The sequence below is a fragment of the Aeromonas sp. 82P genome (assembly GCF_051919365.1).
GTDB classification, from domain to species: Bacteria; Pseudomonadota; Gammaproteobacteria; order Enterobacterales; family Aeromonadaceae; genus Aeromonas; species Aeromonas veronii.
This window is the reverse complement of sequence record NZ_JBQBEV010000001.1, coordinates 4423813-4439799: the sequence shown is the minus strand read 5'-3', so window position 1 is coordinate 4439799 and position 15987 is coordinate 4423813. Positions and strand designations below refer to the sequence as shown.

Sequence of the window (15987 nt, the reverse complement as noted above, 5' to 3'; positions counted from 1 at the left end):
AATAACAATGCACGCAGCATTATGGGTCAGTAAAACAGGTCTGTCGGCACAAGATGCCAAGATGTCCAGTATCTCCAACAACCTGGCTAACGTGAACACGGTCGGCTTCAAGCGCGATCGAGTAGCGTTTGAAGATCTTTTCTATCAGGTGCAGCGCCAGCCGGGTGCTCAGCAAGATCAGCAGAATCTGGCTCCTATCGGTATTCAGATGGGTAATGGTGTGCGGGTAGTGGGTACCCAGAAGGTCTTCACCTCCGGCCAATTCCAGAATACCAATCAGGAGCTGGATATGGCGGTGGTCGGTGCCGGTTTCTTCGGCGTCGAGCGCCCGGATGGTGAGACGGCCTATACCCGTAATGGTCAATGGCATCGCAATGCCGAGGGGCAACTGGTTAACGCCGATGGTTTGCCCATGGTGCCGCAGATCCAGATCCCTGATAACGCAACCAAGATCTCCATTGGTACCGACGGTACCGTCAGCGCCTCGTTGCCCGGTCAGCAAGAGAACGTCGAGCTGGGCCGCATCACCCTGACCAATTTCGCCAACCCGGCCGGTCTGGAAGCGCTTGGTGGCAACCTCTACCGTGCAACCGGCGCGTCCGGTGAGCCCATTGAAGGTGTACCGGGTGAAGAGGCGATGGGTGCCGTCAAGCAATTCACGCTGGAGAGCTCCAACGTGAACGTGGTCGAGGAGATGGTCGACATGATCACGACCCAGCGGGCTTACGAGATGAATGCCAAGGTGGTCTCTTCCGCCGACCAGATGCTCAAGTTTGTCACTCAGGCTCTGTAATGATGAAGTCGATGCTGCGTTATATCTGGTTGGTATTGCTGTTGGGCGGCTGTGCCACCTATGAGCTGCAGGCGCCCGAGCCGGGTGACGAGAAATGGGCGCCATCCCGTCCCAAGGTGACCGCGACTGCGCAGGGCGAAGATGGTGGCCTCTATCGGGGCAACTACATGATGACCCTGTTTCAGGATCGGCGTGCTTACCGGGTTGGTGACATTCTCACCGTGGTGCTGGAAGAGCGTACCCAGTCGAGCAAGAAAGCCAATACCAGCATGAGCAAAAACAGCAGCATGAATGTGCCGGCCCCCTCTATTGGCGGTAAACTGCGCCCCGACTGGGGGGCCGCCCTCAGTGCGGATCGGGATTTTGATGGCGGTGCGACCTCCAGCCAGCAAAATACCCTGGCAGGTTCCATTACCGTGACCGTGGCAGAAGTGATGCCCAACGGAGTGCTGGGGATCCGCGGTGAAAAGTGGATCCGCCTCAATCAGGGGGATGAGTATATCCGCTTGGGCGGCATGGTGCGGGTCGAGGATATTGACCAGAGCAACCGTATCTCGTCCCAGCGCATTGCCGATGCCCGCATCACCTATGCCGGTCGTGGTGCCCTCGCCGACAGTAACCAGATGGGGTGGCTGGGCCGTTTCTTTAGCTCGGCGTTTGCGCCATTTTGAGGAATCACATGAACAGATGGTTTATCGCCCTGCTGTGTCTCTGCTTGCCCTTGTTTAGTCAGGCTGCCGCACAGGCCAAACGAGCCTTGCTGGATATTGCCGATGTGCAGGGGCTGAGAACCAACCAGCTGGTGGGTTATGGTCTGGTGGTCGGTCTCTCCGGGACCGGTGACAAAAGCCAGGTCAAATTTACCGGCCAATCCATGGCCAACATGCTCAAGCAGTTTGGCGTGCAGTTACCGGACGATCTCGATCCCAAGCTCAAGAACGTGGCAGCTGTTTCGGTCCTGGCCACGCTACCCGCTTTGGCTGGCAAGGGGCAGTTGCTTGATGTGACCGTGACTTCCATTGGTGATGCCAAGAGTTTGCGCGGTGGTTCTCTGCTGCTGACCCCCCTGCGTGGTATCGACGGTGAAGTCTATGCCGTGGCGCAGGGCAATCTGGTTGTCGCCGGTGTGAAAGCGGAAGGGCAATCAGGTTCATCGGTCACGATTAACGTGCCGACAGCCGGGATTATTCCCAACGGTGCCACCATCGAACGAGAGGTGGTCAGCAATTTTGCCGAGAAGCCGGAAGTGACCCTCAATTTGCACCAACCCAACTTCAAGACAGCCCGCAATGTGGAGCGCGCCATCAACCATCAGCTGGGGCCGGTCGCCCGAGCGGTGAGTGCCGGGCGGGTTCAGGTTGCTGCTCCCAGGGACGAGAGTCAGCGCATCGCGTTTATGGCACTGTTGGAAGATATAAAGGTGGATCCGGGTCAGGAGCGGCCGAAGGTGGTCTTCAACAGTCGAACCGGTACTGTGGTGATGGGGCAGGGGGTCAAGGTTCACAAGGCTGCCGTCAGTCATGGCAGTCTGACGGTGACCATTGGCGAGAGTCAGACTGTCAGCCAGCCCAACGCCTTCTCCAACGGGCAGACCACGACAACCCCCAACTCCAAGATCCAGGTCGATCGGGAACGTAACAACATGTTTGTCTGGCCGGATGGCACTTCCTTGGAAGTGATCGTCAAGGCTGTCAATTCACTCGGGGCAACCCCCGATGATGTCATGGCCATCTTGCAAGCGCTCAATGAGGCTGGCGCCCTCGAAGGTGAGCTGGTGGTTATCTAAGGACTATCATGACCAGAATTAGCTCGGATCCCGGTTTTTATCAGGATCTCAATGAATTGCAGCAAATCAAAAGCAACCCGGATCAGCGTGCCGCGCTGGATGCTGCAGCCGGTCAGTTTGAAGTCAGTTTTCTGCAAACCGTGCTCAAACATATGCGCTCGGCGACGGATGCCCTGCAGGATGAGGACGACAAGATTATCAAGGGACAATCCCTCTATCGCGATATGTATGACAGCCAGTTGGCGATGAGCATGGTCAAACGTGGTGGTATCGGTTTGCGGGAGCAGATGGTCAACCAGCTGGCTCCGTCATTAAAGAATCCGGACGGGGTGGTCGCTTCAGAGCAGCGGACCCTGGCTGCATTCAGCCAGCCTCTCAACTCGGTAAAAATGAAGAAGGTTGACTGATGTCACTGCTCAATATCGGCGCCAGCGGACTAAATGCAGCCCAGATTGCATTGAACCTGACCGCCCAGAATATCGCGAACGTCAATACCATCGGGTATAGCCGTCAGGAAGCCATGATGGGCAGTCTGTCCGGTTTCGGGCGGCTGGATAATGGTGCCGGTGTCGAGGTGACAGGGGTACGCAGGGTAACGGATGACTATCTGGTTGCTCAACACTGGCGTAGCCGTTCGGCCACCGGTTCTTCTTATGCCTTTCATCAGTACATCAATACGACAGAGCAGTTGCTGGGCAGTGAGTCGATGAATATCGCAAAAGGGCTCGACAGCTTTTTTGCCTCGCTCAGTGCTGCGCTCGACAGTCCGGAAACCCCGGCACAGCGCAGCCAGATCGTCAGCTCGGCTGGGGCGCTCGCCAACCGCTTTACCCAGCTGGACGAGAGCCTGGTCACCCAGGAAAAACAGATCGACGATCAGTTGAGCAGCACTGTTTCCCAAGTGAACAGCTACCTGTCACAACTGGCCGAATTGAATGTCCAGATTGGCGATCAAGCCGCCAAGGGAGTCAATACCTCAGCGCTGGAAGATAGTCGCGAACAGGTTGTTCGTGAGTTGTCGACCTATATGGAAGTGCGGGTTAATCGTCAGAGTGACGGCGCTTTCGCGATCAGCCTGCCGCAAGGACAGCCGCTGGTGTTGGGAGGAAGCAGCAGTACTCTCGCGCTTGCTGGCGATAAACTCAGCCTCGCTTTCGGTGGTCAGACGTTTGAAGTTCCTAAATTGCATGGTGGTTCGCTGGCGGGTGTGATGGATTATCGCACTACAGTATTGCGGCCGACCAGAGTGGCGCTGAATCAGATAGCGGGCAAACTCGCAAAGGATTTCAATGATAAACAGGCCGGTGGTGTTGACCTTCATGGAGTAACCGGGAAACCGCTATTCGCTTTTGACGAAACAAAAGATATCCATGGTAACTACATCAATGCGTTGGGAACATTGCGTGTGGCTGATGGTTTTACCGGAGACGACCTGGCTTTTGCCAAGGCCGGTGGCGGCAAGGGCGATAACCGCAACTTGCAGGACCTGCTGACGATAAAAAATGGCCAATACGATGCCTATAGTGCCCTGCTTGGCAAGATGGCGGTGCAGAGCGGGCAGGCGAAAGCGAGCATGCAGGCCGATGCCAATATGGAAAAACAGATGGCGGCCAAGCTGAGCAGTGTCAGCGGTGTGAATACCGATGAGGAAGGGGTGAAAGTCATGGCTTACACCAAGGCTTATCAGGCCAATGCCAAGGTGATCAGCACCTCGGAACAACTCTTCAATTCCATTCTGAATATGTTCTGAGGAGGGTGACTATGCGCATCAGTACCAACCAGATCCAGCTCAGCATGCTAGACAACTTGCAGCATGGCTTCGGTGAATATGCCCGGCTTGATCGCCAAATCTCCACGCAGAAACGCATTCTTCAGCCCTCTGATGATCCTGTTGGCAGTGTGCAACTGCTGGGCTTGCAGAAAGAGCAGGTGGCGATGGCGCAGTACCAGAAAAATATTGCCAACGCCAAGAGCCAGCTCTCTCAAGGGGAGCTGCAGTTTGAAACCATGACCAACATGCTGATGCGGTTGCGGGAGTTGACCCAGACTGCTGCAACAGGCTCTTTGTCGGATGCGGATCGTAAAGCGGTAGCCAGCGAGGTCGCCATTATCAAGGATGGTCTGCTGGATCTGGCCAATGCGCGTAACGAGAGTGGCTCCAGCCTCTTTACCGGTAGCAAGGTTGATCAGACTGCATTGGTAAAGCAGGCGAGTGGTGACTACAGCTACCAGGGGGACAATCTGGTGCGTGAGGTCAGTATTGCAAACGGCGTCACTGTGAGCTTGAACCAGACGGCTGACCAGCTGTTTCGGAAGCCTGACGATTTTTTCAAACGACTCGATAGCATGGTGACGGCAATTAATGACGCAGCACCTGACGCCGTCGATCAAGCCCGAGCCATGCTCGGCCGCAGCCAGACGCTGCAAGATAATATCAGCCAGGCGGTGAGCACGATTGGTGCCCGGATCAATCTGCTGGATCAGATTGACGAGAGCCATGCCGAGAAAGGTGTCTATAGCAAGGAAGTGAGCAACCAGATAGAGTCGCTGGATTATGCCGAGGCCGCGACCCGACAGGCCCATGTCCTGATGGCATTACAGGTGCAACAGCAAGCTTTTGCCAAGGTTAATGGCCTTAGCCTGTTCAACTACATGCCGTAACGAGTGAAGGAGTCATGATGCAGATCCAGCAAACCCGTCTTGGGGGCGTTGCCGAGGCGCAGGCAAAGCCCAAGTTGCAGGGCCGCGCAACTGCACAGGCTCACACTCCGGAAAATCGAAAGCAGAGTGAGCGCCACCCCAATATTATCCGGATGGACAGATGGGCCCTGATCGGCGCAGCGCAACAGCGTATTGCCCATGCTCAGGGTGGGGAACAGGCACTCAATCAGGTTTGGGGTGAATTGAAGCGGCTGGAACGCCAGTTGGGTCAGCGTGAGCTGGCCAGCAGTGACGTTGCCAACCGCTTAAAAATGCTGGAAGAGAAAGTCACCCAACCAAGAGGCCCTTTGACTGACGAGCTCAAGCCCAGACTTCTTGCGTCACCTCAGGAGCTGCGCACCCGGTTCAGTGCCGAGCATCTGGATTTATTAAGCGCCAAAAATAGCACTGAGCGACTGGTGTTTTCTTTCCCCCAAAGCAGTAGTGCGGTGGAGGTGACCATCCCCGCCGGAGCGCGAGAGGGGGAGGTCGCAACCATACTCGATCGGGCGCTGCGTAAAGAGCATATCCGGGCTCGGCTGAATGAGCTGGGCAAGCTGGAGCTCTCTGTCGCTGAACCCCATCGTCGCAAACTGGATGAGCCGGTACTGATCCGGGGCGAGGGGATTCGTATCCCGGCAGGCAACCCGATCCCGGTGCAGTTCAAGCCCAGGGCCGGAGCGCTGACTCACATGGCCGAAGGGATTGCCAAAGGGGAGATCCGTCAGGAGCGGCAGCGGCTGCAAAAAGTACTTGGCGAGATTGAGCAATCGGTTCGGGAGTTGAAACAGTTTCGCCAGAAGATGGTGCTGCAACTGGACAAGGTCAAGGCTCGCAGTCAGAACCTGAAACAGGAGGAGCTGGCACAGTTGCAATCCTCTCTGGCAGCTCGCCTCTCACAAGGCGGCTATATGGGCACCATGTCCGGTCTGCTGGCGCAGGCCAATGTCACTCGGCAAGGGGTGGTTGCGTTACTCACTTGATAGCGCTGACCTGTCTCATCGTTAAAAAACCGCACAAGCTGACTTGTGCGGTTTTTTTATCTCTGTGATGCCCTCTTGTGCCTGTGACGACGCAATCTGCTTGCGAGAACATTGTTGAGTACTGAACGGGGGGGCCAAGAGAAACTGCCGTTCAGCAAAAAAAGATTTAATTTTCACGACGCCGTGGTCGTTCTTCATTGGGGTCAACCCAAACGCTGCCTGTGGCAGCATCTATTTCGAGGAAACGAAAATGAGTCTGTCAATCCACACCAACTTTGCCAACATGGTCACCCAGAACCAGCTGACCTCTACCAACAAGATGGCGAGCACAGCCATGCAGCGTCTGGGGACCGGTCTGCGCATCAACTCTGCCGCTGACGATGCGGCCGGTCTGCAAATCGCCACCCGTCTGCAATCCCAGTCAAACGGTCAGAAAGTTGGCATGCGCAACGCTCAGGATGCCATCTCCATGATGCAGACTGCCGAAGGTGCCATGGACGAGATGACCAATATCGTTCAGCGTATGAAGGATCTGGCTACCCAGGCCGCCAACGGCACTAGCAGCGATAAAGATATCGCCGCCATGAACGCCGAATTTGGCGAGCTGACCAAAGAGCTTAAAAACATTGCCAGCAACACTACCTTCGGTGGTGAAAACCTGCTGGATAGCAAAAATGGCAAGTTTGCCAAGGGCGAGGTCACTTTCCAGATCGGTAACACCAGCAGTGAAACACTGGCTCTAGATGTGAAGGATGTGCTGGGTAAGGTTGTGGGTAGTGCCGCAGGCAAAACCACCGCGCAGGCAAACCTCAAGCCAGTTAAGGACTACCAGGACGAGGCTGAAGCTACTTCTGGTGCAGGTAAGCTGAAAGCGGCAAAAGACAAGTTTGCAGCGGCAGAGGCTACGTATAAAGCACTTACTGGAAAGCCAACTACCGGAGAACAGAAAGCCTATGATGATGCCGTTGAGGCGATGTCTGTCGCCCAAAAGGCCTATGATGATGGTTTGAAGCCTCTGGTCAAAGATGCGATGACTGCGGGGAATGGTCTGGATGCCAACGTACTGGAGATCGGCCTGACCCAGACCTCTGCCCAGTTTGCCATGGGTAAGATGGAAGAGTTTATGCAGGATATCACCAGCGTACGTTCCTCTCTCGGTGCCAATATCAACCGTCTGGAGCATACCGTTAACAACCTCTCCAACATGAAAGAGAATACCGATATCGCCAAGGGTCGCATCATGGATGCTGACTTCGCCACTGAAAGCACCAACATGACCAAGAACCAGATGCTGACACAGGCTGGTATGTCTGTGCTGGGTAAATCCAACGAGATGACCGGCATGGTCACCATGCTGCTGCGTTAATCGCTATAAGGGCCGCCACCTGTGTGGCGGCCTCTTTTCTCCCCCTTGCCGGTTGAAAAGTGCTGGCGAAACAGCGTTTTTCAACAAGCAAGTCTTGCCCTGATACCGAAGGAGTTGATATATGCAGGTCGATCCCGCTTCAGCCGCGATGAATATGGTGACCAATGAGCGCAAGAACATGGACAAGCTGCTCAAGGGGCAGCTAGCCAATGTCAAGGCGCAGCAGAGTTCGCTGTCATCCATTAACTCCAAACTCTCCAGCTTTCAGACTCTGCTGAAAGATTTGAACAAGCCAGCGGCTTTGCAGGCCCAGAAAGCCAGCCTCTCACAAGAGGGGATCATGACGGTCACCAGCAATGGCAAGGCGACCCCGGGTCAATATAACTTTGAGGTCAAGCAACTGGCACAGGCCCATCAGTTCGGGGTGCAACTGGCAGATGAAAAGGCGCCATTGCCAACCTCCGGCAAAGTGTCGTTCACCCTTGATGGCAAGGCGTTTGCTATCGACTTGGCGACTTTGCCTGCGGGGGCGACAGCCCAGAGTCTGGTTTCTGCGATAAATGATTCGACGGATAACCCTGGGGTCAAGGCCAGCCTGATCCGCACGGATGGCAAGGTTAACCTGGTGCTGACCAGCAAAGAGAGCGGAGTAGCCAAGGTGTTTACCCCCACCTATGATGGCGACCCGGCTTCTGCGTTCGGCAAGGCTTTTATCGATGGCAAGGTGATCACCCCGGGTCAGGACTCCATCATCAAGATGGGGGTTGGCGACGGTGCGCTGGAGATCAAATCGCCGACCAACAAAATTGAGAACGTAGTTGAAGGGCTGACGCTGGATCTCACCAAGGTGCAAAAGCCAACCGATGGCCCGATGCAGGTGACAGTGGCTTATGACAATGAAGCCGTCACCGGTTCATTGAAAAAATTTGTTGATAGCTATAACGAACTGCTGGATCTGCTGAACAAAGAGACATCCACCGATATCAAGGCAAAAGGCGTACTGGCGTCTGATGCCACGGTGCGAGGTTTGAAAGGTGCGCTGGCCAACGCGGTTCGCAATCTGCCTGCAGGCATGACCCTGACTCAGCTTGGTATCAAAACCGAGAAGTCGGGCAAGCTGGTGTTTAGTGACTCTGATTTCAAAAAGTCGCTCGAGAAGGACCCTGAACTGCTGGGCAAGGCGCTGATGGGGGATGACGGTTTGCTCAAGCGGATGAACAAGGTGCTTGATCCTTTCTCCAAGACTAATGGTGTGATGGCCACTCGCAAGAGCACATTGGAAGCCAATCAAAAGCGACTTGATGATAAAATGGAGTCGCTGGATAAACGGATGGAGTCTGTTTACAAGCGTTACCTCAATCAATTCACCACCATGAACCAGATGATGCAGACCATGGGAGCACTGTAAGCTTTTCCCCTGGATGCACTGGTTTTGAACCTGCAATAGCGAGTGACCCATGTTTGAATCTGAAGATGGCTACGACGCCTATCGATTTGCTGCCACAGAAGCCAAGGCGGCCAGTGCCGATCCATATCAGTTGGTATTGATGTTGATGGATGGCTTGCTTGACGAGATAGCCAGAGCCGAAGGGCATATCTTGGCGAAACAGTTTGAGCGCAAAGGGTTGGCCATCAACAAGTGTCTGCAGATCCTGGGTGGGCTGGACAGCGCGCTTGATATGAATAAGGGGGGCGAACTGGCGGTCAATCTGCATCGTCTTTATGACTACTGCGGTCAAAAATTGTTCGAAATCAGCGTTTCCAACAATGTTGAGGGGTTCGCCGAAGTGCGCAAAATCCTGCAAGAGCTGAAAGAGGGTTGGGAAGCAATGGCGCGTCATCCTCGTTAATACGGAAGTAGTACTTCCTTCCTCTCTGTTCTTCCTCACGCCCAACATATTGAAATTTCTTGGTTCTCGGTCTGGCCCACTCCTTGCTTGTGGGCTGGTTCATCTTCTTTTTGGGGCTCGTCATGTCAGGTATTGCTCCCGAGTTGCGTGAGACCGAACTGCAGACTCGCCAGCGTCAGTTATTGGGGTTGGGTACGCTCTTGCTGCAACAAGCGCAAGCTGGCCAGTGGGATGCAGTCAGGCTAACCGATGGACGTTTTGCACAATTTGTCTCTCAAGTTAGCCGGAATCCCCAACTCTGGGCTGCGTTGCAACCAGCAAGAGATAAAGCCCGAATTTTGTATCGACAGGCATTGCAACTCTGCGAGCAGGAGACCCAGGTTCGTAAACAGGAGTGGCAGCAGCTTTCTTCGATTCGTGAAGGCTTGACTGCCTACGGTGAGACAGAGCAATGGGATTGATTCAATTTAGCGGTTTTGACGCTGCGTATTCGCCGGATGTCACGGCCTTGAACCGTTTGTCCGGCCAAGCCGGCAGTGAAGGGGAGTTATATCAACCGCTGGATGAGATTGTTGACCCTCTGGTTGCATTGCCCTTGCCCGAGTTGGTTGCCAGTGATGTTGCGGTAGACGAAACAGAGAGCGAACAATCAGGAGCGGAAGGCGACCCGACTGAACAGCTGCAAGCGTTTACCAATGTGCCTCCTCTCTTTGTCAGAGTAAGTGATGCCGATCTTGATGGTTTTCGTGTAAGCCGTACTTTTTCCCGAGCTGAAGGTAGCACTGGTGGGCAGCAGGTGGTGGTGGATAACAAATTGCCGCCCTCTCTTCGTGCCTTGATGGGGAGTGCGACCACGCTGCCTGAGCAAGAGGTGATGCCGCGTCGTGAGACGGTTTCTGCCGCTGCGGAACAGGCGCTCTCTACCTTGCTGGCCAAATCAAATGGGCAAACCGGTGTATTGCCCGGCCGCTTCACCTTGCCGGTTATGGCTGCCGGTTTCGATGCTGGAAATGTGCCTGATACCGCAGTGGTAGAAAACAGGCTGCCAGATGCTCGCCAGCTGGCAGTTGGCCAACTCGCTGCGACGCCGTTGCGACCTGCCGACTATCAGTGGGCCCCTGCCCGGTTGTCAGACAACCAGAGCCAGTGGGGGCAACAGTTGGTTAGCCTGCTTCAGGACAAGGTTGAGCTGCAAGTCAATCAACAGGTGAAACAGGCCCACATCCGGCTGGATCCGCCAGAGCTCGGGCGATTGGAGTTGACCGTCAAGCTCGATGGTGATCGGCTCAATGTCCAGTTGAATGTGACCAATCCGGCGGTGCGCGATGCGATGATCCAGTCGATGGAGCGCTTGCGCATGAGCCTGGCTCCCCATCATGCCGGCGGGGTCGAGGTCAATGTGGGGCAGGGTGGCGAACAGGGACAGCAGGAACGGTGGCAACAGGAGAAGATCCTGGCTGGTCGCCGCCAGTGGCAGGATGATCCGGATTCCCAATGGGATACGGTGCACGACTGGCTCAATACACTGGTCTGATTTTTAACCCGTAACAGCGAGAGTGGTTTTACATTATGCGGCGTGTCATGAAGTGGTTGATGGTTGTCGTCATTGCCCTGTGTCTGCTGGTTTTGCTGGCATATGGTGCCTGGTTGAAACGCGATGTGATTGAAGTCTGGCTAGGATTGGCAGAGCCAAAGCCCGAGCTGAGCAGCACTCCGCTGTTCAAGCCGATGGAGCGCTTTGTTATCAGTCTGGAAGGGGGTGAACAGTCTCATTATCTGGTGCTGGAGCTGGCACTGGTGACCTACAACCCGGCGCAGGTTGCCAAGCTGGATGAACTGACGCCACTGATCCGCAATGCCATGGTGCAGTATTTCAGCCACCGCTCCCATGATGACGTAAAAGTCGAGCTGCAGAATATTTCCAAGTTGCAAGTCTCTTTGCGCGACAAGCTGGTCACTACGGTACAGGGATATGGCTACAAGCCCTATCTTGATGAAGTGCTGATCACCAAGGTACTGGTACAGTAGCCACGATATGACAGATTCCGTTTGGGATGCTCAACAAGAGTTTGCCGATACTCCGCAACTTCCTCGCACGGGAGAACCCGCAATTCTTGCTCGCTATCTACCCTTGGTGAAGCGAGCCGCCAGCCATCTGCGCAGCCAGGTCAGTGCCTGTTTTGATCAGGAGGACATGGAGCAGGTGGGAATGATGGGATTGCTGGAGGCGTGGCGCCGTTATGGCAGCGAGCCCGATGCCCAGTTTGAAAGTTATGCCTTCAAACGGATTCGTGGCGCCATGCTCGATGAGTTGCGTCGTCTGGACTGGCGACCCCGCCAACTGCGACAGCAGGTACACGGCCATAATCAGGCGCAGCGTGAACTGCACAATCGTTTGGGGCGCCCCCCCTCAGAGCAAGAACTTGCTACTGCGCTCGACTGTTCGGTGGATGAGGTGCGTCAGTTGTCCTACGCCAGCCAGGCTGAAGCGCTGCAGAGTCTGGAAGAGTGGCTGGAGAATGGCGGCAAAGCTCCGACCACCGAATCTGATGATGTCGATATGGCGATGACCATCAGCAAGGTGTTGGCCACTCTGGATAAACGCGAGCAGTTATTGCTTTCCCTCTATTACCAGCAAGAGCTCAATATGAAAGAGATCGCGCTGGTGCTGGGATTAACCGAATCCCGGGTTTGTCAGTTGCACAAGCAATGTGTACTTCAGCTAAAGCAGCGATTGGTCGACTCCATATAGTAGTGCTTCACCTTTACTGGTGACCCTTCTTGTATCGTGCGGGAACATTCATGCAAAAACAGATTGGCATCGGCGTCATATTAGTGTGCGTGCTGGGTGGCTTCATGATGGCCGGGGGGAACCTCGCAGCCTTGTGGCAGCCAGCCGAGCTCATCATCATCATCGGCGCAGCGGTAGGCTCCATGTTTCTGGGCAACTCGAAAGAGGTGATGCATGAAATGTGGCGGCAGATAAAGATGTGCTTCAAAGCGAATAAAGAAGAGAAAGAGGTCTATCGTGAGCTGCTGACTCTGATGCATCAACTGCTTGAAGAGACACGCAATAAGGGGATGAAGGCGCTCGACGAGCATATTGAAAATCCCCAGCAGAGCTCGGTTTTCTTGATGTATCCCCAGATTTCGGAAGATCCCCAACTGCTTGGTTTCATTATCGATAACCTGCGTCTGCTCGGAATGGGCAAGATCACCCCCCATGAACTGGATACCGTGCTGGAGCAGGAGATCATGGCCATTGAAGAGGACATGCTCAAGCCTGCTCATGCCTTGCACAAAACCGGCGAGGCCTGCCCGGGCTTCGGCATTCTTGCTGCGGTGATGGGGATCATCATCACCATGCAGCAACTGGATGGCCCTCTGAGCAATATCGGTGTCCATGTGGCGGCTGCTCTGGTGGGCACCTTTATCGGTATTTTCCTCTGCTACTGCTTGCTGGAGCCAATCAGCAATGCCATGGAAGAGATGGTCAAGCGCCGTATCGGCCTGTTGATGTGCATCAAGTCGATCCTGATTGCCCAGTTGCGTGGCAAGACACCGCTGCTTGCCGTCGATTCGGGTCGCAAGATCCTGGAGCCTGAAGTCAAACCAAGCTTCCTTGAGCTGGAAGATTGGGTGACCAACAGGGCGATGTAATGCGCAATCACGAACAGATTATCGTCAAGCGCCAGCAGCGTCGTAACAGCGGTCCCAAAGGGGGCGGCGCCTGGAAGGTGGCATTTGCCGACTTCACGTTGGCCATGATGGCGTTCTTCATGGTGCTCTGGATCCTCGCTGTGTCAAATCAGGAGGAGCGGGAAGTCGTTGCCAGCCGCCTGCGGGACTACAGCATCATGGACAGTGAAGCCAACCCGTTTGATATTCGCAACAGCCCCTATCCTGTCGATCTCGGGGGCAATCCTTCTGTGATGGATGAGTTGAATCCCAAGTTCGATCAGCAGGGTCAGCTGATGCCAAAGCATATGGATCGTAATCAGAGCATTTTTTCTGACGGTCCGGGTGGTGGGTATGAAAAGCTGTTGATAGGCAAGCTTGAGGGTGAAGCCCAGATGAAGCAGCTGGCCAGCTTTATCGACCATCTTGCTGAGCAGATGCAGGCGAAGAATAACCTCGAGATTCAAATTGTTCCCCAAGGATTGCGGATCCTGATCCGTGATGACGCAGATCGGGAAATGTATAGCCGCGGCAGTGCACGTATCACTCCATTTTTTCGTCACCTGTTGATGGCATTGGCCCCCATTTTCCAGCGAATTGAGAATCGGGTCATGATTTCTGGCCATACCGACAGCACACCGTTTGCCGGTGACAACTACAGCAACTGGGAGCTATCGTCAGACCGCGCCATGATGGCAAGACGGGTGTTGCTGGCGGGAGGCATGCCACCTGAACGGGTCGGACAGGTTGTCGCGATGGCCGATACCATGCTGGAAGATACCCGCAATCCACAAAGCAGCCGTAATCGGCGCATTGAATTGCTGGTCATGACAACCCAGGCAGAAACTAATCTGGAGCAACTTTTCAGCTCCCAAACGCAAGCGGCAACCACCCATGCCAAGGAGATGATTTCCCATGGACGACCCTGAGATCGAGTTTCCGCTGCATACCTCGCACAATGATCCACGCCGAAAGGTGCCGCGCTGGTATCTGCACGATGGAACTACGCCTTTCGAGTCACAGAGTTGCGGGATTGCAGCCAGATTGCTGATTTCCGGATTGCTGTTTGACAAGAGCATCGGCCGCGCAGTGATCAAAGATATTGGCCCGGGCGGGGTCGGTTTCCTTGCTCCGGCTCGATTTGAATTACCCGAAACGGTGACGCTCGCCCTGTTGCCGCGAATTGCGCTGGATTGCAACATCACTCATCGTCGCGCTATTGGTCGGCAGCTCTGCTTTTATGGTGCTCGCTGGTCACATCCGGAAGAGGTTGATTTGGCTCCGGTACTGAGCCATTGGCGCCACTGTTTCATGGTGCCGCAATCAGCGGCCGCTTCTGCTGAATCCCAAGAGGATCAGGTAAGCGTTCCAGTCTGATCTCGCCTCGACTCATATCAAGCCCCCTGGCAGCTTTCAGCAACAGGGGATCATGCAGACTGTCCAGTGAGACCGCTTTGACAATGGCGGTCGCCCCTTTCTTCCGGTTGGCGGTGGGGGCTTTGCCCTTGCTATAGACGATAGGGCAATGGGTTATCCCTTGCGCGACAGGGAGTTGCCAGGCCGGATTCCAGCGGCTGGCTTCATTCATTGATACGCCTTTTGCCTGAGCCCACGCGGGCAGTGAGCAGCCGTTCGGATGACGGAATATTTGCAAGTCATTGCCGCTGTGCCATGGCGGAAGTTGAAACTGATAGCTGTCAGCCATATCAAGCAGTCTTGCCAGCGCAACAAAGCGCGCGACATAAAAGCGTGTTTCAGTCGGAAGTTCCAGTTCCCATATATTACGTGTCCCCGCTTTTAAAACCGCATTGAGTACCCGCCCTTCTCCTGCGTTGTAGGCGGCCAAAGCAAGCAGCCAGTCATTGCCAAAGAAGCGATAAAGCCATGCCAGATAGGAAAGGGCAGCCTCTGTCGCCAATGGCAGTGAATAGCGCCCATCAAATTCGCTGGTGATGGGAATGGCAAATCGGGTGGCGGTATCTGGCATCAGCTGCCAGGGGCCTGCGGCGCCAGCAGAAGAGACCACATCCAATCGGTAACTGCTTTCCAGTAAAGGAACAAAGGCAAGCAAGGGCGGCAGTTTGCGTTCGTGAACCTGTCCCGCGATCCAGCGAATAACGGGCTGTGTCTCCGCAAGACGTTGTTGGAGATAAGGGCGCTGCTTCAGTAGGAATTGTTGCTGCTGGCTGACCAAGTCGACCCCTTTTCCCTGGATCGGGATTGGGAAACCAGCTTGCCAGTGATAATTGTGATAAGCATGGCAAGATGTTGATATCATTAACATCCCACTCATTAGCAAAAAAACGAGCCGGGTCATGGGGCAATTGTTGAGCAAGGATCGCGCAATAATAAAAACATGATATATCTCAACAGTTTTTTGAATTTAAGGTCGTCTGATCATGTGTAATCCAGGACGTAGCAAGCATGATAACACGAGTAAAAAAGAGCCCAAATTCGGGTAAAGCGATTCAGAAGTTTTTGCTGTATCTGATACTCGCCAATTTCATTCTGATGGGCTTATACATTGGTTACGCTCAAGAGCTGACATTTGCCACCAATATTCTGCTGACATCCCTGCTGATTATTTACAATCTCTTGCTTTGTCAGTTGGTGTCTCTGCGTGCTCGCCGTTCGAAAGATGGTTACATCATCTATCCAGTGATATGTGTCAGTATTTTGCTCTGTGCAGTGGTATTGTTCCGTTTCATCATATCGCCCAGATAGTGACCGCTCACCGACTTGCTGCTTATTAATCACTTTCTGTTTTTTCAGCAATAACTCTTGGAAAATCAACCTACTCAATCCGCAGCATGCAATTGCTGCGTCAATAT

Annotated in this window: 18 protein-coding genes; 17 read left to right on the top strand and 1 reads right to left on the bottom strand. The window is 54.4% G+C overall.

The genetic code is table 11. From position 1 onward, the window contains the following. Positions 1-7 precede the first annotated feature (7 nt). From lfgG to ACTG2S_RS20265, 17 genes are all read left to right on the top strand, one after another. Entirely contained in the window at positions 8-793 is a 786-nt protein-coding gene (gene lfgG / locus ACTG2S_RS20345) for a lateral flagellar basal-body rod protein LfgG (protein WP_005336212.1), read from the top strand. After that, complete coding sequence (gene flgH, locus ACTG2S_RS20340) at positions 793-1464, top strand: flagellar basal body L-ring protein FlgH (RefSeq protein ID WP_040068881.1); 672 nt, start codon at positions 793-795, stop codon at positions 1462-1464. Before lfgG ends, flgH begins: the two co-directional genes overlap by 1 nt. Positions 1465-1472: 8 nt before the next feature. Further along, a complete protein-coding gene (gene fgIL / locus ACTG2S_RS20335) occupies positions 1473-2579 on the top strand; it encodes a lateral flagellar basal body P-ring FlgIL (protein WP_439983185.1) in 1107 nt (368 codons plus the stop codon). Positions 2580-2587: 8 nt separating this feature from the next. Further along, a complete protein-coding gene (locus ACTG2S_RS20330) occupies positions 2588-2986 on the top strand; it encodes a rod-binding protein (RefSeq protein WP_439983183.1) in 399 nt (132 codons plus the stop codon). After that, the gene (gene lfgK / locus ACTG2S_RS20325) at positions 2986-4329 is read left to right on the top strand and encodes a lateral flagellar hook-associated protein LfgK (RefSeq protein ID WP_421308521.1); all 1344 of its coding nucleotides are present in this window, start codon (positions 2986-2988) and stop codon (positions 4327-4329) included. Before ACTG2S_RS20330 ends, lfgK begins: the two co-directional genes overlap by 1 nt. A gap of 11 nt (positions 4330-4340) precedes the next feature. Next, positions 4341-5240 (top strand): lateral flagellar hook-associated protein LfgL, encoded by a 900-nt coding sequence (lfgL, locus tag ACTG2S_RS20320; RefSeq protein WP_439983182.1) that lies wholly within the window; start codon positions 4341-4343, stop codon positions 5238-5240. Positions 5241-5254: 14 nt separating this feature from the next. Further along, entirely contained in the window at positions 5255-6262 is a 1008-nt protein-coding gene (locus tag ACTG2S_RS20315; RefSeq protein ID WP_234898506.1) for a hypothetical protein, read from the top strand. A 250-nt stretch (positions 6263-6512) separates the two neighbouring features. Then, positions 6513-7628: a flagellin N-terminal helical domain-containing protein gene (locus tag ACTG2S_RS20310; RefSeq protein WP_439983180.1), complete on the top strand. Its 1116-nt coding sequence runs from the start codon at positions 6513-6515 to the stop codon at positions 7626-7628. 121 nt (positions 7629-7749) lie between these two features. Then, entirely contained in the window at positions 7750-9036 is a 1287-nt protein-coding gene (lafB, locus tag ACTG2S_RS20305; protein WP_439983178.1) for a lateral flagellar capping protein LafB, read from the top strand. A 49-nt stretch (positions 9037-9085) separates the two neighbouring features. Then, the gene (gene lafC / locus ACTG2S_RS20300; protein ID WP_005336195.1) at positions 9086-9478 is read left to right on the top strand and encodes a lateral flagellar export chaperone LafC; all 393 of its coding nucleotides are present in this window, start codon (positions 9086-9088) and stop codon (positions 9476-9478) included. A gap of 59 nt (positions 9479-9537) precedes the next feature. Continuing rightward, positions 9538-9939 (top strand): LafX, encoded by a 402-nt coding sequence (locus ACTG2S_RS20295; protein ID WP_439983176.1) that lies wholly within the window; start codon positions 9538-9540, stop codon positions 9937-9939. A 341-nt stretch (positions 9940-10280) separates the two neighbouring features. Next, positions 10281-11012 carry a flagellar hook-length control protein FliK gene (locus tag ACTG2S_RS20290; RefSeq protein WP_439983174.1) on the top strand — a complete coding sequence of 244 codons (732 nt, stop codon included), beginning with the start codon at positions 10281-10283 and terminating at the stop codon, positions 11010-11012. Positions 11013-11059: 47 nt separating this feature from the next. Then, complete coding sequence (gene lafF, locus ACTG2S_RS20285; RefSeq protein WP_279498788.1) at positions 11060-11506, top strand: lateral flagellar basal body-associated protein LafF; 447 nt, start codon at positions 11060-11062, stop codon at positions 11504-11506. 7 nt (positions 11507-11513) lie between these two features. After that, a complete protein-coding gene (lafS, locus tag ACTG2S_RS20280) occupies positions 11514-12230 on the top strand; it encodes a lateral flagellar system RNA polymerase sigma factor LafS (protein WP_026034857.1) in 717 nt (238 codons plus the stop codon). A gap of 50 nt (positions 12231-12280) precedes the next feature. Continuing rightward, complete coding sequence (gene lafT, locus ACTG2S_RS20275) at positions 12281-13138, top strand: lateral flagellar motor stator protein LafT (protein ID WP_019444796.1); 858 nt, start codon at positions 12281-12283, stop codon at positions 13136-13138. After that, the gene (lafU, locus tag ACTG2S_RS20270) at positions 13138-14085 is read left to right on the top strand and encodes a lateral flagellar motor protein LafU (RefSeq protein ID WP_274160623.1); all 948 of its coding nucleotides are present in this window, start codon (positions 13138-13140) and stop codon (positions 14083-14085) included. The genes lafT and lafU overlap by 1 nt, the downstream gene beginning before the upstream one ends. After that, a complete protein-coding gene (locus ACTG2S_RS20265; RefSeq protein ID WP_274160622.1) occupies positions 14072-14533 on the top strand; it encodes a hypothetical protein in 462 nt (153 codons plus the stop codon). The genes lafU and ACTG2S_RS20265 overlap by 14 nt, the downstream gene beginning before the upstream one ends. Here ACTG2S_RS20265 and ACTG2S_RS20260 read toward each other — a convergent pair. Continuing rightward, positions 14466-15440: a lytic transglycosylase domain-containing protein gene (locus tag ACTG2S_RS20260; RefSeq protein WP_274160621.1), complete on the bottom strand. Its 975-nt coding sequence runs from the start codon at positions 15438-15440 to the stop codon at positions 14466-14468. The genes ACTG2S_RS20265 and ACTG2S_RS20260 overlap by 68 nt on opposite strands. Positions 15441-15987: the final 547 nt, after the last annotated feature.